Origin of the sequence: Bacillus sp. MMSF_3353 (genome assembly GCF_030733445.1) — a bacterium.
In the GTDB taxonomy this organism is placed as follows: Bacteria; Bacillota; Bacilli; order Bacillales; family Bacillaceae_G; genus Bacillus_A; species Bacillus_A wiedmannii.
Genome location: NZ_JASHJA010000010.1, coordinates 28,465 through 49,287, shown reverse-complemented (window position 1 = coordinate 49,287; position 20,823 = coordinate 28,465). Strand labels below are relative to the sequence as shown.

Annotated in this window: 18 protein-coding genes, 3 pseudogenes and 1 riboswitch; of the genes and pseudogenes, 14 read left to right on the top strand and 7 right to left on the bottom strand. The window is 34.7% G+C overall.

Going from position 1 to position 20,823, the window contains the following annotated elements; all coding sequences use genetic code 11:
* The first annotated feature begins 84 nt into the window (after nt 1–84).
* The 6 genes and pseudogenes from RBB48_RS20015 (at nt 85) to RBB48_RS19990 (ending at nt 4,385) form a co-directional block, all read left to right on the top strand.
* Nucleotides 85–609, top strand: a complete 525-nt coding sequence (locus RBB48_RS20015; RefSeq protein ID WP_088061576.1) for a spore coat protein — start codon at nt 85–87, stop codon at nt 607–609.
* A gap of 20 nt (nt 610–629) precedes the next feature.
* Nucleotides 630–1,079, top strand: a complete 450-nt coding sequence (locus RBB48_RS20010; protein ID WP_088061577.1) for a spore coat protein — start codon at nt 630–632, stop codon at nt 1,077–1,079.
* A gap of 163 nt (nt 1,080–1,242) precedes the next feature.
* Nucleotides 1,243–1,911 carry an LSm family protein gene (locus tag RBB48_RS20005; protein ID WP_001004279.1) on the top strand — a complete coding sequence of 223 codons (669 nt, stop codon included), beginning with the start codon at nt 1,243–1,245 and terminating at the stop codon, nt 1,909–1,911.
* A 236-nt stretch (nt 1,912–2,147) separates the two neighbouring features.
* A complete protein-coding gene (locus RBB48_RS20000; protein ID WP_088061581.1) occupies nt 2,148–3,413 on the top strand; it encodes an S-adenosylmethionine decarboxylase related protein in 1,266 nt (421 codons plus the stop codon).
* A gap of 209 nt (nt 3,414–3,622) precedes the next feature.
* Nucleotides 3,623–3,784, top strand: a pseudogene (locus tag RBB48_RS19995) (ATP-binding protein); the annotation flags it as partial.
* A 220-nt stretch (nt 3,785–4,004) separates the two neighbouring features.
* Nucleotides 4,005–4,385, top strand: a complete 381-nt coding sequence (locus tag RBB48_RS19990; RefSeq protein ID WP_000424111.1) for a hypothetical protein — start codon at nt 4,005–4,007, stop codon at nt 4,383–4,385.
* Nucleotides 4,386–4,412: 27 nt separating this feature from the next.
* Here RBB48_RS19990 and RBB48_RS19985 read toward each other — a convergent pair whose 3' ends face one another.
* The gene (locus RBB48_RS19985) at nt 4,413–5,045 is read right to left on the bottom strand and encodes a cyclase family protein (protein ID WP_046958871.1); all 633 of its coding nucleotides are present in this window, start codon (nt 5,043–5,045) and stop codon (nt 4,413–4,415) included.
* Nucleotides 5,046–5,129: 84 nt separating this feature from the next.
* Nucleotides 5,130–5,242, bottom strand: a riboswitch (SAM riboswitch).
* Nucleotides 5,243–5,391: 149 nt separating this feature from the next.
* Between RBB48_RS19985 and RBB48_RS19980 the strand changes: the two genes are divergently transcribed.
* Nucleotides 5,392–6,501, top strand: coding sequence for a PRK06851 family protein (locus RBB48_RS19980; RefSeq protein WP_000147454.1), 1,110 nt, complete (start codon nt 5,392–5,394; stop codon nt 6,499–6,501).
* A gap of 121 nt (nt 6,502–6,622) precedes the next feature.
* On the top strand, nt 6,623–7,405 hold the full coding sequence (locus RBB48_RS19975) for a nucleotidyltransferase domain-containing protein (RefSeq protein WP_088061585.1): 783 nt from the start codon (nt 6,623–6,625) through the stop codon (nt 7,403–7,405).
* Nucleotides 7,406–7,420: 15 nt separating this feature from the next.
* Here RBB48_RS19975 and RBB48_RS19970 read toward each other — a convergent pair whose 3' ends face one another.
* The gene (locus RBB48_RS19970; protein WP_097889287.1) at nt 7,421–8,722 is read right to left on the bottom strand and encodes an MFS transporter; all 1,302 of its coding nucleotides are present in this window, start codon (nt 8,720–8,722) and stop codon (nt 7,421–7,423) included.
* 142 nt (nt 8,723–8,864) lie between these two features.
* A complete protein-coding gene (locus RBB48_RS19965) occupies nt 8,865–10,391 on the bottom strand; it encodes an FAD-dependent oxidoreductase (RefSeq protein ID WP_306007994.1) in 1,527 nt (508 codons plus the stop codon).
* A 580-nt stretch (nt 10,392–10,971) separates the two neighbouring features.
* On the opposite strand from RBB48_RS19965, the gene desB reads away from it, so the two are divergent.
* Entirely contained in the window at nt 10,972–12,057 is a 1,086-nt protein-coding gene (gene desB / locus RBB48_RS19960) for a Delta(10) desaturase DesB (protein WP_064477210.1), read from the top strand.
* 53 nt (nt 12,058–12,110) lie between these two features.
* Here desB and RBB48_RS19955 read toward each other — a convergent pair whose 3' ends face one another.
* The 3 genes from RBB48_RS19955 to RBB48_RS19945 form a co-directional block, all read right to left on the bottom strand.
* Nucleotides 12,111–12,803, bottom strand: a complete 693-nt coding sequence (locus tag RBB48_RS19955) for an amino acid ABC transporter permease (RefSeq protein ID WP_000461606.1) — start codon at nt 12,801–12,803, stop codon at nt 12,111–12,113.
* Nucleotides 12,804–12,896: 93 nt separating this feature from the next.
* On the bottom strand, nt 12,897–13,691 hold the full coding sequence (locus RBB48_RS19950; protein ID WP_046953749.1) for an ABC transporter substrate-binding protein: 795 nt from the start codon (nt 13,689–13,691) through the stop codon (nt 12,897–12,899).
* Nucleotides 13,692–13,812: 121 nt separating this feature from the next.
* Complete coding sequence (locus RBB48_RS19945; protein WP_064477213.1) at nt 13,813–14,535, bottom strand: amino acid ABC transporter ATP-binding protein; 723 nt, start codon at nt 14,533–14,535, stop codon at nt 13,813–13,815.
* 179 nt (nt 14,536–14,714) lie between these two features.
* Here RBB48_RS19945 and RBB48_RS31870 point away from each other — a divergent pair.
* Nucleotides 14,715–15,095, top strand: a pseudogene (locus RBB48_RS31870) (HAMP domain-containing protein); the annotation flags it as partial.
* Nucleotides 15,087–16,037, top strand: coding sequence for a methyl-accepting chemotaxis protein (locus RBB48_RS19940; protein WP_426934240.1), 951 nt, complete (start codon nt 15,087–15,089; stop codon nt 16,035–16,037). The pseudogene RBB48_RS31870 and the gene RBB48_RS19940, both read left to right, overlap by 9 nt.
* A gap of 30 nt (nt 16,038–16,067) precedes the next feature.
* Here the strand turns inward: RBB48_RS19940 and RBB48_RS19935 are convergent.
* Nucleotides 16,068–16,250, bottom strand: a pseudogene (locus RBB48_RS19935) (BBE domain-containing protein); the annotation flags it as partial.
* A 181-nt stretch (nt 16,251–16,431) separates the two neighbouring features.
* Here RBB48_RS19935 and RBB48_RS19930 point away from each other — a divergent pair.
* The 3 genes from RBB48_RS19930 to RBB48_RS19920 all read left to right on the top strand — a co-directional run bounded on the left by RBB48_RS19930 (nt 16,432) and on the right by RBB48_RS19920 (nt 20,735).
* On the top strand, nt 16,432–18,096 hold the full coding sequence (locus RBB48_RS19930; RefSeq protein WP_060486900.1) for a glycoside hydrolase family 13 protein: 1,665 nt from the start codon (nt 16,432–16,434) through the stop codon (nt 18,094–18,096).
* A 205-nt stretch (nt 18,097–18,301) separates the two neighbouring features.
* Entirely contained in the window at nt 18,302–19,939 is a 1,638-nt protein-coding gene (locus RBB48_RS19925; RefSeq protein WP_000705549.1) for a PTS transporter subunit IIBC, read from the top strand.
* Nucleotides 19,940–19,943: 4 nt separating this feature from the next.
* Entirely contained in the window at nt 19,944–20,735 is a 792-nt protein-coding gene (locus tag RBB48_RS19920; RefSeq protein WP_075311954.1) for an endonuclease/exonuclease/phosphatase family protein, read from the top strand.
* The last annotated feature ends 88 nt before the right edge of the window (nt 20,736–20,823 follow it).

Here is a 20,823-nt window from a genome sequence, read left to right as displayed (position 1 = left end):
TAGGACAAACATAGAGAACGTAACCTGTACAGATACATATACTATCAGTGCAAATGCTTATAAATTAATGGAAGGGGTTTTCTCGTGAGTTTATTTCATTGTGATTTTTTGAAAGACTTAATTGGATCTTTTGTGAGAGTAAACAGGGGTGGTCCAGAATCTCAAAAAGGAACAATAATATCAGTATGTCCGGACTACTTCGTATTGCAGAATGAAAAAGGTGAGCTTTATTACTATCAACTTAGTCATCTAAAAAGTATTACAAAAAATGCGAAAGACTGTGGATCAAGTGATTGCGATTGGGAAGATTGTGCATGTGCAGAAGACTTTGAAGCACTACTTCAAAGCTTCAAATATTGCTGGGTGAAAATTAATCGCGGTGGTCCAGAGAAAGTAGAAGGCATCTTACAAGATGTTTCGTGTGATTTCGTAACATTGATCGTAAAAGAAGAAATTATATTAGTTGCAATAAAGCATATTAAAAGCGTTAACTATAATGCATTAGCATGCGGAGAGAGCGATGAGAGCGACGATAGTAGTAGTAAGGAAAGTAGTAGCAATAATTCAGGTCGCGCTCGTGCACAAAGACAATCAAGTAGAGGAAGATAATAAGAAAGGGGGATACGAAATTGGAGAGCATATTATGCTGTGAGCAAATTAAGTGTTTAGTCGGTGAGACTGTAAAAGTAAATCTTCGTGGACCAGAGAGTCGAGTGGGGGTACTTGTATCGTTAGGAAGAGATTACCTTACATTACAACTTCCTCTTGGTGAATTAGTATATTACCAACTAAAGCATGTGAAGAGTCTAGTTAAGAAAGTGAAAGAAAGTAAATGTGGCGATTGCTATGTTTCAAGTTTCTGCTCTGATGATGATACTTTTGTCGATGTATTACGTGACTTGAAGTATAAGTGGGTAAAGATTAATCGTGGCGGTCCAGAATGTGTAGAAGGTTTGTTAAGTGAGGTACACCATGACTGTATTACACTAGTAAACTGCGATGAAGTTATTTATGTAATTAAGTCTCATATTAAGAGTGTGAGCCAAGTAGTGAAATGTAAAAAGAATGAAGAAGAATAATGTTTGATAAATAAGAGGGGCATTATGGTTGAAGGTGAAGAACGATTTCTTATTTCGGATAGTATGAAAAGGAAGTCTTTACTATTAAGACGGAACATTGCCCCTGATTATTTTTTTGAATGGAGAATAGGAAAGCAAAAAATTTATAGGAAGGAGGATATAGATGAATGAGTTAAACAAAAGTATTGGAGAAAATATATATGTTAAACTAATCGGTGAAAAAAGATTTAAAGGTGTATTAATAGACGTAGGAAATGATATTGTTGTTCTTTACAATGGACAAGACTACGTATATATATCTTTATACCATGTACAATATTATAAATTTTTAAGACCATATGATGAGGAAATATCAAAACCAGATGTTGACTCTGTAATTAAGAGGGAATCGCCTTCTATTTCTTTAAGAAAAGTATTAAGCACTTCTAAAGGGATTTTTACAGAGGTTTATGTAGCAGGAAATGCTCCAATACATGGTTATGTTACAAGTGTAATGAACGATTATATTGTTTTTTATAGCCCAGTTTATAAAACAGTATATATATCTTTAAAGCATTTGAAATGGTTAATTCCGTATAAAGAAAACCAAGTCCCGTACGCCCTCAATAAAAATGAACTCCCCGTGAATCCATTAAATATTACGTTAGCTAGAACATTCGAAGAACAGCTTATTAAAATGTCCGGCAAAATCATGGTGTTCGATTTAGGTGAGGAATCTAATAAAATCGGAAAGATGGCAAAGATTGATGAAGGGCATATTGAAATATTAAAAGCACGTGATGCAAAAATGTATGTGAATATTCAACATGTGAAATCTGTCCATTGTCCGTAATCTAGTTGAAAGGGCTGGCTTTTTCTTTTATATGCAGAAGAAAAGGTCGAGCCTATTTGTTTAGCTCGATTTGAATATGAGAGGGAAAATGAATTGAATATAAATGTGTTAGTGTGACCTTTGAAGAGGAAATCTTGTGCAAAATTATAAAAAATATGTACGAGCCATTTTTTATATATTCAATTTATTTTTTTGTGGGAGAACTGCTCAACTAATATATTAAAGGGGTTTTGTTTGTGGAGCAGTTTCCAAATTCGTTATCGATTACATTACTTGGTAGTGCTGGTGGAGCAGCAAAAGCAGTTTTAGCAATTTTAAATCAAGCGATAGCAAATGAAAAAGACCCGATTTATGAAGCGATAAAGAATGTTACATTTCATTTGGTTGACATAAAACAAAAAGATAGGGCTTATTATGGTGAGTTGTTTCCAAATTTGAAAGATCAATTGTTTTTATATGAAATTGACCTTCAAGATGTAGTGAAATTCAAACAACATTTGAAAGAAAAAAGCACGGGTGTTGTTATTGATGTTTCGGGGGCAGATACAATCAGAGTATTAAGTTGTTGTAATGAACTTGGAATTTGTTATATTAATTCAGCTTTGGAAAATGAGGAAGTAGATCAGGACGATAGTTTAATCGGTTTTCAGCTTACGGAAAGATATACGAGGTTTGAGAAGGAGAAAGAGAAATTTACAAATACAAAAGCAATTATAGGCTCAGGTATGAATCCAGGTGTTGTTCAATGGATGGTTGTTGAACTTATGAAGGAACGTCCAAAGGAAAAGCCAAGAGCATGTTATATAGTAGAACATGATACGTCATTTTTAAATGATACAGCACTTATAAAGCCTCATACACTTTATGCTTCATGGGCAGTAGAGCGATTTCTAGATGAAGCGATATGGAGTTATCCGATGTATATGAGTCATCATCGTCCTCTTTATTTTTATGAAGATGTATATGCTTCAGAGTATAAAGTAAAGTTAGGAGAGAAAGAGTTTTATGGCTGTTTAATGCCACATGAGGAAGTTTTAATTTTAGGAAAAAACTTCAATATGGAAGTGGGTTTTCTTTACCGAATTAATGAGTATACGACTAATGTAATTAGACAGAACTTAGATCAAGTAGAAGATTTATGGAGTTGGAATCGTAAAGTATTTAATCCAGCCGAAGAAGAGATTGCCGGCGAGGATCTAGTAGGTGTATTACTCGTTTATGAAAATAGTGAGACATATATGTATAACGTGATGAATAGCAGTCAAGTTTTTCATAAATATAAAACGAATGCGACTTACTTCCAAGTAGGATGCGGAATTTATGCTGGCTTGTGTAGTTTACTGTTCGATAACTTTAAACAAGGTGCCTATTATGTAGAGGAATTATTATTAAATACAGAGAGTAAGTACGGAGAATATTTGAATTTATATATGAAGGATTTTGTAGTGGGCGGAAATGACTTTACGGATGGATTGCTACATGATCGGGTAAGATGGATATAAGTTGTGACGAAAAGGAAGGGGAAATCTCCTTCCTTTTCGTATGATAAGGTTACATCTTACCCTGAAAGCAATTTCATACTTATAATTTAAGGAGATAATATGTAGAGCTTTTGTATTGAGTATGAGGAGTATTTATATGAACAAATTTAAAAGCTTGATATATGAGGAAAGAGAAGCTTTTAAATTATTTAAAAAAATTAACGGATTTGTTAGAGAAAATCGGTAAAGCTTTTTACAAAACAAAGGAGAATGGTACGGGACTTGGGTTAATGATTACATATAAAATCATTGAGGAACATCAAGGAAGTATCGCGATTCAAAGTAGCATGGGAATAGGAACGAAAGAGGAAATTTTTTTACCGACAGCATAATGTGCTAGAGAAAAAATTCAGAAAAGTGTTCTTGTTGTGTAAATATAAACATTTTATAAAATGTTTCAAGAAGGGTTTTTTTTATAAAATACTTCGTTTATAATGGAGGAAAATATCGACATGAGATTTGTTATTCATGTAACGGTTCGGTAGTGTTAGAGAAAGAAGGGGTGCACGCGCATCCTTTTTTCTATGCAGATATTATGAAAGAGGTGGTATGATGGAATTAACATTAAATTCGACTGTATGTTTACACACGATTCAATTTCGAAAAGAGCAAAAGAATTATATTGTAAAAGATACAATTACAGGAGAAAAATATGAAATGCCGCCACTTTGGATTGATGCATTGGCAATGATGCGTGACGGTTTTTTATTGGGGGAAATTGAGGAGAAATTAAAAGAAGAGTATCCAGACGAAGAAATAAATATGTTAGCATTTACGAGGCAACTGTTAGAGCTAGAGCTTGTCGGAATGGTAGATGGCGAAGAAATAGCTTGTACAAAGAAGAAAGAGAAAGATTATTTAGCTTGGTTACGTCCTCGTGTTGAGCAATTCTTTCTTAGTTTAAATAAAAAAAATAGAAGCAAAGGTCAATGATGATCTTTGCTTTTTTGTATAGTTTGTTTAAAAAATTACAGCGAATGCCCTTGCGAAAGCACCGTCGCTATCTTTAATTTTTAAAGGTGCCGCTGAGAAAAAGAAACGTTTCGTGTTAATTGCATCTAAGTTTGTTAAGTTTTCGATTAAATAAATATTATTCCCAAGTAGTATGTGATGAATTGGCGATGTTTCTGTCGTTACCTCATCAGGAGAGATGAAATCTAAACCGACAGATTTTACTTTTAATTGAACTAGTTCTTCAGCTAATTCTTCAGAAAGATAAAAAGCTTCTTTCTCATATGCTTCTGTATTCCATTTCGTAGATAGATTGGAATGGAAAATGACAATATCACCTTCTTTTATGTCAGCATTGTGTAATACTTCTTTAGGTAGTTTTCGTTCTTGTACATGAGTTACATCAATAAGAACAGCTTCGCCTACAAATTGATCTAGAGGTAATTGATCAATAGTCGTTGCGCCTGAAATGAAATGAGCAGGAGCATCACAATGCGTGCCAACATGAACGACAGAATGAAAATCTGTAACTTGATAGCCTGTCTCTTCAACGCTTGTAATGGCTCCTAAATTGATTTTTGGTGTTCCAGGGAATTGGGACATATTGTTTTCAAATGTTTGTGATAGGTCAATTACTTTCATTTTAAATACCTCCAATATATGTTTTGAAATAAAAAAACTCACCTTTCATAATCAAGAAAGATGAGTTTTGTACACAATAGTTACGTTTTATCTTTCAAAATGCAATGCATTTTGCAGGAATTAGCACCTATTCAGTTTGTATAAACTGAGGTTGCTGGGCGTCAAAGGGCCGGTCCCTCTGCCTCTCTTGATAAAGACATATTAAGTTTTCGTTTCTGAATATTCACTACTTTTAAATTGTAATTCATTTCCTTTTTTCGTGCAATACAAAATAGGTATTCACCCAAATAAAGTTGCTCGCATATTGTAGCTTATGTAAATAGAATGCTGCGAAGGAGTGAGTGCAGTGACAGGGAATGTATTGAATTATTACGCTGGTGGAAATACAGCTAGAGGATTTCATAATTTATACGATGAGAATTTAAAAGGGCTAAACAGGTTATTTATTTTAAAGGGTGGTCCTGGAACCGGGAAATCTTCTTTAATCAAAGCAATAGGTCGCGAGTGGGTTGAAAAAGGATATGATATTGAATTTTTACACTGTTCTTCTGATAATAAATCGGTTGATGGTGTAATTATCCCGAAGTTAAAAGTAGGAATTGTTGATGGAACATCACCGCATGTTATTGAGCCGAAAATGCCAGGAGTTGTCGAAGAGTATATTAATTTAGGGGTTGCTTGGGACTCAGATAAATTAAGAAAGCAGAAGGTGGAAATTGAACGATTTGTTTCAGAAGCAAGCAAGGCTTTTCAAACTGCTTACGCTTGTTTTAACGAGGCACTAGTTATACATGACGAGTGGGAGAAAATATATATTAATAATATTGATTTTAATAAAGCAAATGAACTAACCGATCAGCTGATTCAGAAGTTATTTACAGATAAAGGCGGGAAACAATCGCTTGTGAAACATCGGTTTTTAGGGGCAGCTACACCGAAAGGAGCAGTTGATTTTGTTCCTAATTTAACAGAGGGATTACCACATCGTTATTTTATAAAAGGACGCCCAGGATCTGGGAAATCAACAATGCTTAAAAAATTAGCTAAGGCAGCAGAAGAAAAAGGATTTGAAGTTGAAGTATATCATTGTGGATTTGATCCAAATAGTCTTGATATGGTTATCGTAAGAGAATTAGGGTTTGCAATTTTTGATAGCACCGCACCACATGAATATTTTCCGAGCCGCGAAGGTGATGAAATTATAGATATGTATGCCTTGATTGTGACACCAGGGACAGATGAGAAGTATGCGACAGAAATTCGTGACGTGTCGATTCAATATAAAGCAAAAATGAATGAGGCGATGTCTTTCTTAGCGAAAGCGAAATCAGTTCGTGATAAATTAGAACGAATATATATTGCTGCTATGGATTTTTCAAAAGTAGATGCATATAAAGAGGAGATTCAAAAAGAGTTTGAACGAATTGCGGTTAGTGTAACAGAAAAGAACAAGTAAAAAATAAAGGATTTTAGTAGGCTGTCGGGAATTTTCTGACAGCTATTTTAGTATGTAGTAAAATTAGCAGTATATTTGTCGAATTTCCAAGGAAATAATCAAAAAATGGAGAGGGTATGAAATGAGAGAGAAAATTAGAGTGGAGTTAGCAAGAATTGAACAAGAGAATGATGTGAAAATTTTATTTGCAGTGGAATCAGGGAGTCGTGCTTGGGGATTTCCATCGAAAGATAGTGATTATGATGTTAGATTTGTTTATATGCATCCGGTAGAGTGGTATTTATCAATTCATGATAAACGAGATGTAATTGAGTATCCGATTAGTGATGATTTAGATATAAGCGGGTGGGATATTAAAAAGGCGTTACAGTTATTCGCAAAGTCAAACCCAGCTTTACTCGAATGGATTCGATCACCGATTTTCTATTCGAAAAACTCTCATTTTCCAGAACAGCTTCAGCAAATGAGTGATAAGCACTTTGATCCAAAAGCAACGATATATCATTACTTACATATGGCTTCAAAAAATTATCGTGAATTTTTGCAAGGTGAGAACGTAAAATTGAAAAAATACTTTTATGTATTGCGTCCGATTTTAGCTTGTAAGTGGCTAGAGGAGAAAACAACTTTACCACCTGTAGAATTCGATCGATTGATTACAGAATTATCGTTAGAACGTAGCGTATTAGATGAAATTGAACAGTTGTTAATAAAGAAAAAGGCAGGTACTGAATTAGATGTTGGATTAAAAATTGAGGTGTTGAATCAATTTTTAGAAGAACAAATTCATTACTATCAGCAATATGTAAAAGGAATTGAAAAGGGATCAGGAATCGATATTGAGAGTTTAAATACATTGTTTCGAGATATGTTGTTTGAAGTATATGAAAAAGGGCACAAGTGAGTTTGTGCTCTTTTTTTATTTTGTAGGAATAAAGAAAACAGATATAGCTGCAAGAAGACCCGCGAATGAGAATAAGTAAAAATTCCATGCTAAGTCATATTGCATTGTCATAATAATACCGACAAGAATAGGACCAGCAATCGCACCAACTCGGCCAAGTCCAAGTCCCCAGCCTAAGGAGGTAGCTCGGATATGGGATGGGAAGTATTGTGTTACATATGCATTTAATATTTGAGTAATACCGACTGATCCAATTCCAGCAAGGCCGATTAAAAGATAAATGATTGTAACAGATGGTTTAATTGTTAATAGTCCAATACATATAGCTGCCATAAGATAGGAGATGCTAATAACAATTTTAGCCCCTATACGATCCGCGATTGCTCCAGCAAATAATGCACCGATAGCGGCAGTAATATTTAGCATAAGTAAAAATGATAGACTAGATCCAAGAGGGTATCCTGCTTGGCGCATCATCTGCGGTAACCAAGTGTTTAAACCGTATATTAAAAACATTCCCATTATATAAGTAATCCAAAAAAGCAGCGTCGCTTTTATGTACTCTTTTGAGAATAATGTAAGAAATCCATTTTTCTTTCGTATATTAGGTGGGGCTTGATGAGTTTCCTCTTTTGCATTGAATTCAATTTGAAAACGATTAAGGATTTGTTCCACTTCTTCTTGTCGATTACGTGATAACAAAAATTGAATGGATTCAGGTAAATAACGAATGATGAAAGGAATGAGGAGTAGTGGAATCATTCCGATGCCAAACATAATTCTCCATCCGAAATCTTCTAACATAAACATAGACAAAATAGCACCTAACACGATACCTAAAGGATAGCCAGTAAACATAAGAGCATAAATAAAAGATTGTCGCTTTTTTGGTGAATATTCAACAGTAAGTGCTGAAGCTGTTGGAATAACACCGCCTAATCCGATTCCTCCGATAAATCGAGATAAACCAAATAATTCAGGGGAAGGAGCAAGTGCAGCAAGGCCCATTGTGATGGAGAAAAGTGCTAAACAGCATATAAGCGTCCATTTTCGTCCAATTAGATCTGTAATGGTTCCAACTAGAATAGCGCCAATAAACATCCCAAATAAAGCATAGCTAGCAATTGTACCAGCGTGTGCCGGTGAAAGTGCCCAGCTTTTGTCTTCTAGGAGCTTTGGCAGAACGGCACCGTAAATACCTAAATCATATCCATCAGCTAGAATGGCTAGCCAACAAATAAAAACAACAAGTTTTGTAATAGAGCTTGAAAAGATAGTTTTTGTAGATTCTAGATGAGGTGGAGCTGAAGTTTGCATAGTATTCCCTCCTTTTATTTATAGATAAATATATTATTTTATTTGATGTTAATATTTCCCTTCTTATATCGAAGTTTATCTGAAAAGGTTTTATAACAAATAAAGAAGTTCAACAGGAATCCTGTTGAACTTCTTTATTTGTTTACTCATTATCAACTCGTTTTAACGGTTGATCTGCTGGACCTTCCATAACATCTCCCCCAATTGAAAAGCGGGAACCATGGCAAGGGCAGTCCCAAGTACAATCACCATTATTCCATTCAACTTCGCAGCCGAGATGTGTACAAGTTGTATCGACAATATGTAATTTCCCATCTTTGTCCTTATAAGCACCTGCTCGTTTCCCATTAACATGTACGACAGATCCTTCACCAACTTCAAGATCTTCTGGCTTACGTAATGCGGTTTCAATCTTTCCTTCAATTAAATGTTTCGCAACATCAATGTTCTGGGAGAGGAATGTTTTTATATCTGGATTTGCATGGAAGCGTGATGGTGCATACAGCTCCTTATAGGGATTGTGGACTTTTAGAATGGAGTCCTTCAGTAAATGAGCGGCAGCAGTTCCAGTTGTCATTCCCCATTTACGATATCCAGTTGCAACAAATATATTTGGATTTCTTTCGTTAATATGTCCGATATAAGGAAGCTTATCTAGCGTGATTAAATCTTGTGCTGACCATCTATAGGGAACTTCATCTACTCCAAACGTTGCTTCCGCAAAAGAATACAGTGCTTCGTAATGAAGCATCGTGTTTATTCCTTGTCCTGTTTTATGACTTTCTCCGCCAATTAAAATTAATTGTTCTCCATTGTTTGTTGTATAGCGTAAGGAGCGTTTTGGATCATCAATACTTAAATACATGCCACCTGGATAATCTGTTTTTGCTTTAATGGCAAGAGCATAAGAGCGTTCTGCGTACATTCGTGTAAAGAAAAAGCTATTCGCATCATAAAAAGGAAAATGTGAACAAGAGACAACATATTCACAAGTGATGCGATGTCCGCTCTTTGTAATGATTTGTGGATAATCACCCTTTTCCACATCAATAGCTGTTGTTTGTTCATAAACTTTTCCACCCATCTCTACAAACTTTTCTAAAAGTGTTTTCAAATAAAGGAGGGGATGGAATTGTCCTTGGTTTTTCATGACAAGTGCAGATTGTACTGGAATCGGAATCGATAGAGATTGAACATAGTCACAAGGTATATTTAATTTTTGATAGGCTTCATATTCTTTTGATAAACTTCTTAATCCATTATCAGTAGTTGTATATAAATATGAATCTTCATTTGAGAAATTACAGTCGATTTTATATGTTTTCACCGTCTCATTTATAAATTGTAGAGCATGATTATTTGATTCATAGTAAAGCCTCGCTTTTTCCAAACCAAAATGATTTATTAATTCATCATAAATAAGATCGTGTTGTGCTGTTACCTTTGCTGTTGTATGCCCAGTCGTTCCATTTAAAATAAGACCAGAATCAATTAAAACAACATCGATGCCTTCTTTCGCAAGTAAATAGGCAGTAGTAATACCTGTAATACCGGCACCGATAACGGCAACTTTTGTCTTTATATTTTCAGATAAAGGGGGAAAAGCAGGGATTTGAGTAGATTCAATCCAATAAGATAATGGGAATTGTGGAAATGTATCGCTTGTCATTATAGAAACCTCCCGATTTTAGAACAATTTTCCTTTTAATATTTCCATAAGATATGAAATTCATGTGTGCTGTTTTAGAGAGAGCCTATTTTTATTAAAAGAAAGATAAAATTATTTTAATATAATTTTGGTGTTGTCGGTATGAAGAGATAGGAGTTGTGCAAAGCTAGATTCAGGTGAGTTTATTTGTTGTTTACACAGAGAGTTCTTGAATAAGATAGAGTCTATAGTATGTCAGCATATATATATGCATAATGGGTAAAACCTTATAAAATCTATGTTTTTTCTTTAGTGGAATAAAGTATGATTATAAAAATATAACCAACTTTTATTACTAGGTCATAAAAGTTGTTGACAATATGGAAATTCTATTGATATGATTCATCATGTGGAAAGGTTGATAGAGAGTAAAAAGAGAAATGTTTTTCATTGATAATAAAAGCGAAAAGATAAGTGACGATAGAGTGAGTATATTTTCCTTATACATAGATGCTTTTTAATCAGCTAGTAAAATCAATCTGGAAGCAAGAATTGATATATGTAAGTTGCGCAAGACGCGGCATAAGAAAGGGGCAAAAGGATGAAGGAGCTTCATACGTTTGGGTGGTATGCAGCACGTGTATCACCACATTTGCCGAAAAAAGCATTTAAACCAGTTCCTACACGTTTATTTGGTGGACTGGCTTATTTGCTTGTGGCATTGGCGGGGTTAATATCGATTGGTGTATTTGAATTGAATGTGTGGGCGAATCTAGGAATTGCGATTGTTCTTGGATTATGTTTTGCTTCACTTGGATTTTTAGGACATGAAATTTTACATGGAACTGTTGTAAGAAAAGCATGGCTTCGTGATTTTTTAGGCGCGATAGCATTTATGCCATTATCAACTGGCCCGAAGCTTTGGAGAAAGTGGCATAATGCAACGCATCATGTTCATACACAACATGAAGAAAATGATCCAGATGCATGGCCTACACTTGAGAAACTGAAAAAGAGTAAGTTTTTAAGGTGGGTATATCGCATGCCTCTTCATGTTCGTTCATTCTTTAGTTTTCTGTCACTAACCATTCAATTTACGTTACATTCGACTCGAATGTTCTTTCATTTTATAAAGGAATTTAAGTCATCCAATCAAAAATCTGTATGGCTTCAACTTCTTTTGCCTTGGACTGTTTGGATTAGTTTATTGTTTATTATGGGACCTGGAAAATGGTTATTTGCATATGTAATTCCATTGTTAATTGCTAACTTTATTGTAATGGCATATATCGCAACAAATCATCGCTTAAATCCAATTGTTCCAGTAAATGATCCGTTAGCGAACTGTTTATCAGTAACAGTGCCGCGCTGGGTAGACGTTTTACATTTCAATTTCTCATATCATACAGAACACCATTTGTTCCCTGCTATGAGCTCTAAATACTATCCGTTAGTAAAAGAGAAAATTAAAGAAATGTGGCCGGAACGCTATCATGAGATGCCAATGACAAAAGCTTTGGCAGCGCTATGGAATACACCACGTGTGTATTATCAAGGAAGTGAGTTAGTGGATCCGCATAGAGAGCATTTCTATGGTTCTTTAGGAAATGGACTAGATCCTCATAATATTTCATATCGTGAGGAACATATAGAGGAAGAAGAGAGTATTAAAAAAGTAAATCAATAAAAATTGATATATTTTGCAGTGAAAAAGCAAGCCATTTCAGGCTTGCTTTTTTTTTATAAAGAGACTTCTTTTTTATTCTTTTTGCTAAATTGAACTGAATTTGTTTCTTTTCTTTGTAATCGTTTCTCTAAAAGATTAACAAAATAAGTAAATAGAAGAACAAGTACGAGGTAATATAAACCAACGATTATGTATGTATCTAATTGTTGGAAGTTACTTGCAGCAATTGATAAACCTGATCCCCATAATTCGGACAATCCTACATATGCAACGAGAGAAGAGTCCTTTAATCCAATAATAAACTGATTTCCTAAAGGAGGAAGAGATTGACGAAATGCTTGCGGTAATACAATACGGCGCATTGCTAAAGGATAAGGCATACCTAAAGAACGAGCGGCTTCCAATTGTCCACGGTCGACAGATTGAATGGAACCGCGGAAAATTTCAGTAATATATGCACCGTTATGGATTGCTAAAGCAATTGCTCCTGCCCAAAAAGGAGTGAAGACAATAATCGATGTAATACCGAAATAGAGAATGGCAATTTGAACAATTAAAGGTGTACCACGAATAATGGCGATATATACATGAGCAATACTATTTAAAATCTTATTGTTAGAGATTCGAAAAAAAGCGAATAGTAATCCAATTAGTGAACCAAGTAATAGGGATGTTAGTGTTAATTGTAATGTGACAATAGTAGCCTTTAAGAGTGTGGGATAAGTAGACATAAAAATTTCAAACATATGTGTCACCTCATATTGTATGGATTTTGGTAGGGAATGAAATACCCCACATAAAAAGTGGGGCATAATGTATGAAACATTTGACTAGCTAATTTACTTCGTTTTTTCCTCTTCGCCGAGAATATTACGCCCAAACCATTTTTTACTGATTTTTTCATACGTACCATCTTTAATGATTTCATCTAAAGCTTTATTTACTTTCTCAACCATTTCTTTATCATCTTTACGAATAGCAATTCCCATTTCATCAAGATTTAATGGTTTTCCAGCTTCTTTTATATTTGATTTACCTTCTTTGATCATACGTAAACCAACCATTTGATCAGTGATTACTGCATCAATACGTCCAGGCTCTAAGTCCATAAGTGCAGTAATATCGCTGTCATATTCTGTGATTTGATCTGTATGTTTTGCAACAAGGTCTTTAAAGGTACTAGCCTTTACAACACCAATTTTTTTACCTTTCAAATCTTCTGGAGAAGAGATAGATGTATTCTTTTTAGCCACAAAAATTTGGGCACCAGAACGATAATAAGGATTTGAGAAACTAACAGCTTTTAAGCGTTCTTCTGTAATTGCCATACTGCCCAATATAGCATCATATTTTTTCGATTGTAGACCTTGAATTAGCGTTTCCCATGGATTTGTAATAGGAGTGGGTTTCATATTCATTTTTTTCGCAAGTGCCTCACCAATTTCCACATCAAAACCGGCAAGCTTTCCGTCATTTTCTTTATAGTTAAAAGGTTTATATAAGCCACTCATCGCATAACGAAATTCTTTTTTACCATTTGAAGAAGTAGTAGCACTTTCCTTACTACAGGCTCCTAGTATGAAGGATGTACATAATGTAATACTCGCAACAATGGTTAATAATTTTCTTTTCATAAAACCCCTCCTATATATTGATCATACGGATGGTTTTAAGTATGTTACTGAGATATTTTATTTGGACAATTAGTTGTGCACCGTATGAATGTATTTCTTTTCATTTGAAACAGAAGTTACATTATAAAACGTTGCGTAAAAATTGTTTTGCTCGTTCATGTGATGGAGCTGAAAAGAATTGTGCTGGCGGAGCGTCCTCTACAATCTTTCCGTCATCCATAAATATGACGCGATCAGCTACATCTCTTGCGAAATTCATTTCATGAGTAACGATAACCATGGTCATTCCTTCTTCAGCAAGTTCTTTCATAACTTGCAATACTTCTCCAACAAGTTCAGGGTCTAAGGCTGAGGTAGGTTCATCAAATAGCATAATTTTAGGATTCATGGCAAGAGCTCGTGCAATGGCAATGCGCTGCTTTTGACCACCTGACAGGAGGTGGGGAGTTACATCTGCTTTATCTTGTAGACCGACTTTTTGCAAAAGCTGATTTCCAATTTCCTTTGCATTTGTTGTTTCTAATTTTTTTACATGGATAGGTGCTTCTATGATGTTTTCTAGTGAGGTCATATGAGGAAAGAGGTTAAAGTGCTGAAAAACCATTCCGACATTTTCACGGACTTTGTTTAAATTTGAATGCTGTGGATCAATTCGTTCACCTTGTAAGTGAATTTCACCTTCATCGTACATTTCTAAAAAGTTAAGACAGCGAAGTAATGTACTTTTACCGGAACCACTGGCACCAATTAAAACAACAACTTCTTTTTCTTTTACTTGTAAATCAATTCCTTTTAAAACATCAAGCGAGCCGAATGATTTTACTAGATTTCGAACCTGAATCATACAAAACCCCCAGTCAAAATATATTTTACAAATGTTGCCCCTTATTTCTGTTATTAGTCATAAATTGTCAGAATCCTTTATTTTTTTCGGGTAATTTGATATTCAAAGAAATAATGATTTTAAAAATCCCTATATCTTTATATAACTAAAATATGGATAATAATATATAGGTAGTACTTATGTTGCTTATAAAAAGGGGGAAAGAAGAGATGGAAAAAGAAAGGAAGACATTTTCCTTTGGCTTACGTACACAACTTATGCTATTTACTACAGTTTTAGCTTTTATTACATATTCAACAAGTATATTTTTTATTTACGTGATATACGATTATTTTCAAAGTTATGTAAGTCAAACTGTTTATAATATTATCGTTATGTTATTAGGTGTAGTATGGTCTGGAATTTTAGCGTATGGAGCAGCAATCTTTTTAATTAAACCACTTCGAAAGTTGGAGGAGGCTGCAAGGAAAGCGGCCGATGGCGATATTCGTGAAGATGTCCCGTTACCAAAAACAGATGATGAGATTAAATCTTTAAGTGTTGCATTTAATATGATGCTAGGGAACTTAAGAGGTATGGTAAAAAATATTGATACTACATTTTCGTATACAAATAATCAAGTTCAGCAAATTAGAAGGCAAACAGGGGAAGCAACAAAGCAAGCACGAGGTGTGTCTGAAACCCTTGCAGAAATTTCTTCTGGCGCCGAGCAATCAGCAGCTTCCATTCAGGCGATTGTTTCTGCTGTTGATACAACAACTTCTATTGCGAGTGAAGTAGAAGAAAAAGCAAAACAGTCTGACGAGCTGTCTTTAGAAATGGTTCAAGCTTTAGGGCAAAGTACACGAGTCTTTACTTCTTTAATTCAAGGTATTCAAACATTGGCAAAAGAAAATGAAAATTCGATGCAAAATGTAAAGAAATTAGAAGAACGAATGAAACAAGTAGAACATATTGTTTCTGTTGTGAGTGAGATTGCTAGTCAAACGAATTTATTAGCACTGAATGCTTCTATTGAGGCAGCTCGTGCTGGAGAGCATGGAAGGGGCTTTGCAGTTGTAGCTGAAGAAGTACGTAAACTTGCCGATGAAAGCGATCATTCTGCAAGAAATATATCGCAGTTATTACGGAATATGCAAGAAGAAGTGCAACAAGTCGCATTGAAAATGACAGAGCAAGTGAAAACGGCTAAAGAAGAGGCGAAACGTGGGGAAGCTACTGAATTAATTTTAAAAGAAATGTCATCAAGTATTATGGAAGTTGCCGATGCAACGAAGCAAATTAGTGGCTATATGAACGAACAAGTGAGTCACATTCATCAAACCGGAGCACAGACGAAGGCTGTAGCAGCAATTGCTGAGGAAACATCAGCTGGTTCACAAGAAGTAGCACGTGTGACGTTGCAACAATCTAAAAATATGGTAGTAATCGATCAATTGTTAAAGGATTTAGAAAAGCAAGCAGCAGACTTGAAACAAACAATTGAACGATTTTCAATGTAAAAAGGAAGAACAGCATTCTGTTCTTCCTTTTTACGTATGAAAGGGTGGGATACTTTGTTGAAAACGAAAAACATTGCAAGGATCATATATGGTTTTCACTTTACGCAATCTTTGAAAGTTAGGGCCGTAATAACTAGTTTGCCAATTTTTAATGTCGATATCGGGCCAATTGATAAAGCTGTCTCGTAAATCTTTAACCGAGCATATGTAACGTGCGTGGACAAGAGCAGGTGAGGAATGAGATTTGCTTTTGTGAGAAATAAATAAAGCATAAGAATAAGGAATCTACATAGAGTTCAATGAAAACAGTTGCAAACTATTCATATTTTGTTATGATAGTGTTACGAAAACGTTTGCATAAATTTCTGATGGGATGCAAAAGGAGAGAATGACTATGAAAAAGACATGGTGGAAAGAAGCGGTTGCGTATCAAATTTATCCGCGTAGCTTTATGGATTCAAATGGTGATGGTATTGGAGATTTACAAGGTATTATTGCAAAACTGGATTATTTAAAAGATTTAGGTATAGATGTAATTTGGATTTGTCCAATGTATAAGTCACCTAATGATGATAATGGCTATGACATTAGTGATTATCAAGATATCATGGATGAATTTGGTACGATGGAAGACTTTGATGCTTTACTAGATGAAGTTCATAAGCGTGATATGAAGCTTATTATTGATTTAGTTATTAATCATACGAGTGATGAACATCCATGGTTTATTGAGTCACGTTCATCTAAAGACAATCCGAAGCGTGATTGGTATATTTGGCATGATGGTAAAGATGGTGCGGAACCAAACAACTGGGAAAGTATTTTTAATGGTTCGGCATGGGAATATGATGAAGTAACAGGACAATATTATTTACACTTATTCTCGCGTAAACAACCAGATTTAAACTGGGAGAATAAAGAGGTTCGCGAAGTGTTATACGATACAGTTAATTGGTGGCTTGATAAAGGAATTGATGGTTTCCGAGTGGATGCAATCAGCCATATTAAAAAAGAAGATGGTTTCAAAGATATGCCAAATCCAAAAGAACTAAAGTATGTACCATCTTTTGATAAACATATGAATGTGGATGGTATTCAACCTTTATTAGAAGAGTTAAAAGAAAATACGTTTTCTAAGTATGATATTATGACTGTTGGTGAAGCGAATGGCGTTAAGATTGAAGATGCTGAGCTTTGGGTTGGAGAAGAGCAAGGTAAGTTCAATATGGTATTCCAATTCGAACATTTAAGTTTATGGGATGCAGAAAAGAAGAAAGATCTTGATGTTGTAGGTTTGAAAAAGGTATTAACGAAATGGCAAAAAGGGTTAGAAAATAAAGGATGGAATGCTTTATATATTGAGAATCACGATAAGCCACGTATCGTTTCAACTTGGGGAGACGATAAACAATATTGGCGTGAAAGTGCAACAGCTCTTGGAGCAATGTATTTCTTTATGCACGGTACACCGTTTATTTATCAAGGACAAGAAATTGGGATGACAAATGTTCAATTCCCAAATATTGAAGATTATGATGATGTAGCAATTAAAAATTTATATCGAGAGAAAATTGCAGAGGGCGTATCACATCAAGATATGATGGAAATTATATGGGCTTCTTGCCGCGATAATTCACGTACACCTATGCAGTGGAACGATGAGATGAATGCTGGCTTTACAACAGGTGCATCTTGGTTTGGTATGAATCCAAACTATAAAGAAATTAATGTTGAAAAGCAAAAGAATGAAGAGAACTCTATTTTCAATTTCTATAAGAAAATGATTGCCTTGAAAAAAGAGCACGATGTACTGAATTACGGTACGTATGATTTACTTTTAGAAGATGATCCGCAAATTTATGCATATACTCGTACATTAAACGATGAAAAAATCGTTGTAATTAGTAATATCTCAAAAGAGGTAGCTGTGTATAATGAAGGTTCATTTGCACTAGAACGCAAACGTTTGCTTTTAAATAACTATAAAGTTGCGGAAAATGAACAAGTAACTTCAATCACGTTAAAACCTTATGAAACAAGGGTTTATCGCATTTCATAATAAAAAAGGATGCTCTTAGAGCATCTTTTTTTATGAAAAAAAATAAATTTCTATTGCAAAGTGAAAACGCTTTTATTAGAATAGATTTATGAAAACGGTTGCGTAAAGATAAAAATAAAGTAACGTAAGTAATCGTTTTCATAATAGAAACAGAAATTATCATTTAAATCATTATGTTGTTATAAATAAAGGGGAGGAAGAACAGATGAAAATTACGTCTTTTGATTTTTGGCAAAAGTTCGGGAAAGCATTATTAGTTGTTGTAGCTGTAATGCCAGCAGCTGGTTTAATGATTTCTATCGGTAAGTTAATTGGGATGTCTGCTGGGGATATTAACGCAGTTCATACAATCGCTCGCGTAATGGAAGACATCGGTTGGGCAATCATTACAAATCTACACATCTTATTCGCAGTAGCAATTGGGGGATCTTGGGCGAAGGATCGCGCAGGTGGTGCATTTGCAGCGCTATTAGCATTCGTCTTAACGAACAGAATTACAGGAGCTATATTTGGCGTAAACGCTGAAATGTTAGCGGATTCAAAAGCGACAGTTTCTTCAGTATTAGCAGGAGATTTAGTTGTAAAAGATTACTTTACTTCTGTACTTGGTGCACCAGCATTAAACATGGGAGTTTTCGTAGGGATTATCACAGGTTTTTTAGGAGCTACTCTATATAACAAATATTATAACTATAATAAACTACCACAGGCATTAGCATTCTTTAACGGAAAACGATTCGTACCATTCGTTGTAATTGTTTGGTCTACAGTCACTGCAATTGTATTATCACTTTTATGGCCGTTCATCCAAAGTGGATTAAATGAATTCGGTCGCTGGATTGCAGCATCTAAAGATAGTGCACCAGTTGTTGCACCATTTGTATATGGAACGTTAGAGCGTTTACTATTACCATTCGGTTTACATCATATGTTAACGATTCCGATGAACTACACAGAGCTAGGCGGAACATATACGATGTTAACTGGTTCAAAAGTTGGGCAAATTGTAGCAGGACAAGATCCTTTATGGCTTGCATGGATTACAGACTTAAATAATTTACTAGCAAATGGAGATACGAAAGCATATAACGATTTATTAAATAACGTTGTACCAGCTCGTTTCAAAGCTGGACAAGTTATTGGCTCAACAGCAGCGTTAATGGGTATTGCTTTCGCGATGTTCCGTAATGTTGATAAAGAAAAACGTGCAAAATATAAACCAATGTTCTTATCGGCTGCATTAGCAGTATTCTTAACAGGTGTAACAGAACCAATTGAATTCATGTTCATGTTTATTGCTCCAGTATTATATGTTGTATATGCAATTACAACAGGACTTGCATTCGCATTAGCAGATTTAATTAACTTACGTGTTCACGCATTTGGATTTATTGAATTAATTACTCGTACACCGATGATGGTTAATGCAGGACTAACAAGAGATTTAATCAATTTCGTTATCGTTTCATTAGTGTTCTTCGGTCTGAACTTTACATTATTCAATTTCTTAATTAAAAAATTCAATTTACCAACACCAGGACGTGCAGGTAACTATATTGATAATGAAGATGAGTCATCAGAAGGAACAGGAAATGTACAGGATGGTTCATTAGCAACAAAAGTTATTGATTTATTAGGTGGTAAAGAAAATATTGCTGACGTAGATGCTTGTATGACGCGTTTACGTGTAACAGTAAAAGATTTAGATGTTGTTGCACCAGAAGCACAGTGGAAACAAAATGGTGCTTTAGGACTTATCGTAAAAGATAAAGGTGTACAAGCAGTATATGGTCCGAAAGCTGACGTATTAAAGTCAGACATTCAAGATATGTTAGGTGCGTAATAAGATGAAATTGCTAACTTTAAACTGTCACTCTTGGCAAGAAGAGAATCAAATGGAAAAGATAAAATATCTTGCTAAAGTCATTCAAGAAGAAGAGTACGATGTCATCGCATTGCAAGAAGTAAGTCAGTCGATACAAGCTGAAAATGTATGCGGTAACAAGAAAGAAGATAATTTTGGACTTTTACTATTAGAAGAGTTAAAAGCGTTACATGTAAAAGATTACAATATTACTTGGGATTTCTCTCATATTGGTTATGATGTGTATGAAGAAGGATTAGCGATTATAACGAAGCATAATGTTGTAAAAGAAGATACGTTCTTTATTTCAGAAAATAAGGATACAACGTATTGGAAAACACGCAAAATTGTAAGTGCGACAATTGCTTATAATGATAAGAATATAACGTTTTACTCTTGCCACCTCGGTTGGTGGAATGATGAAGAAGAATCATTCAAAGATCAAGTTAATCGTTTGATGGGGCGTGTAGATAGTAATGAACTTTCCTTCTTAATGGGTGATTTTAATAATAACGCTCGTTTACAAGGTGAAGGTTATGAATATATGATGCAAAAAGGTTTGTATGACACATATGAACTAGCAATAGAGAAGGATGAAGGAACAACTGTCCAAGGTGAGATTGCTGGTTGGGATGAAAATAAACATAACTTACGAATCGATCTAATATTGTGTAACCAAAGTGAAAAAGTTCGTTCTTCAAAAGTCATTTTTAATGGTACGAACAGAAATGTAATTTCAGATCATTTCGGTGTAGAAGTACAAGTAGATATATAATAGAAGAAATCCTCACAGATGATGGAAAGCTGTGAGGATTTTTTTGAGGAATACAAGTATTGCCAAGATAAAATACTTGTATTTTTTA

Excerpts from the sequence above, each read along its gene's own strand:
- RBB48_RS20005 (WP_001004279.1), top strand. The coding sequence starts at position 1,243 with ATGAATGAGTTAAACAAAAGTATTGGAGAAAATATATATGTTAAACTA.
- RBB48_RS19990 (WP_000424111.1), top strand. The coding sequence starts at position 4,005 with ATGGAATTAACATTAAATTCGACTGTATGTTTACACACGATTCAATTT.
- RBB48_RS19985 (WP_046958871.1), bottom strand. The coding sequence starts at position 5,045 with ATGAAAGTAATTGACCTATCACAAACATTTGAAAACAATATGTCCCAA.
- RBB48_RS19975 (WP_088061585.1), top strand. The coding sequence starts at position 6,623 with ATGAGAGAGAAAATTAGAGTGGAGTTAGCAAGAATTGAACAAGAGAAT.
- RBB48_RS19970 (WP_097889287.1), bottom strand. The coding sequence starts at position 8,722 with ATGCAAACTTCAGCTCCACCTCATCTAGAATCTACAAAAACTATCTTT.
- RBB48_RS19965 (WP_306007994.1), bottom strand. The coding sequence starts at position 10,391 with ATGACAAGCGATACATTTCCACAATTCCCATTATCTTATTGGATTGAA.
- desB (WP_064477210.1), top strand. The coding sequence starts at position 10,972 with ATGAAGGAGCTTCATACGTTTGGGTGGTATGCAGCACGTGTATCACCA.
- RBB48_RS19955 (WP_000461606.1), bottom strand. The coding sequence starts at position 12,803 with ATGTTTGAAATTTTTATGTCTACTTATCCCACACTCTTAAAGGCTACT.
- RBB48_RS19950 (WP_046953749.1), bottom strand. The coding sequence starts at position 13,691 with ATGAAAAGAAAATTATTAACCATTGTTGCGAGTATTACATTATGTACA.
- RBB48_RS19945 (WP_064477213.1), bottom strand. The coding sequence starts at position 14,535 with ATGATTCAGGTTCGAAATCTAGTAAAATCATTCGGCTCGCTTGATGTT.
- RBB48_RS19940 (WP_426934240.1), top strand. The coding sequence starts at position 15,087 with ATGATGCTAGGGAACTTAAGAGGTATGGTAAAAAATATTGATACTACA.
- RBB48_RS19930 (WP_060486900.1), top strand. The coding sequence starts at position 16,432 with ATGAAAAAGACATGGTGGAAAGAAGCGGTTGCGTATCAAATTTATCCG.
- RBB48_RS19925 (WP_000705549.1), top strand. The coding sequence starts at position 18,302 with ATGAAAATTACGTCTTTTGATTTTTGGCAAAAGTTCGGGAAAGCATTA.
- RBB48_RS19920 (WP_075311954.1), top strand. The coding sequence starts at position 19,944 with ATGAAATTGCTAACTTTAAACTGTCACTCTTGGCAAGAAGAGAATCAA.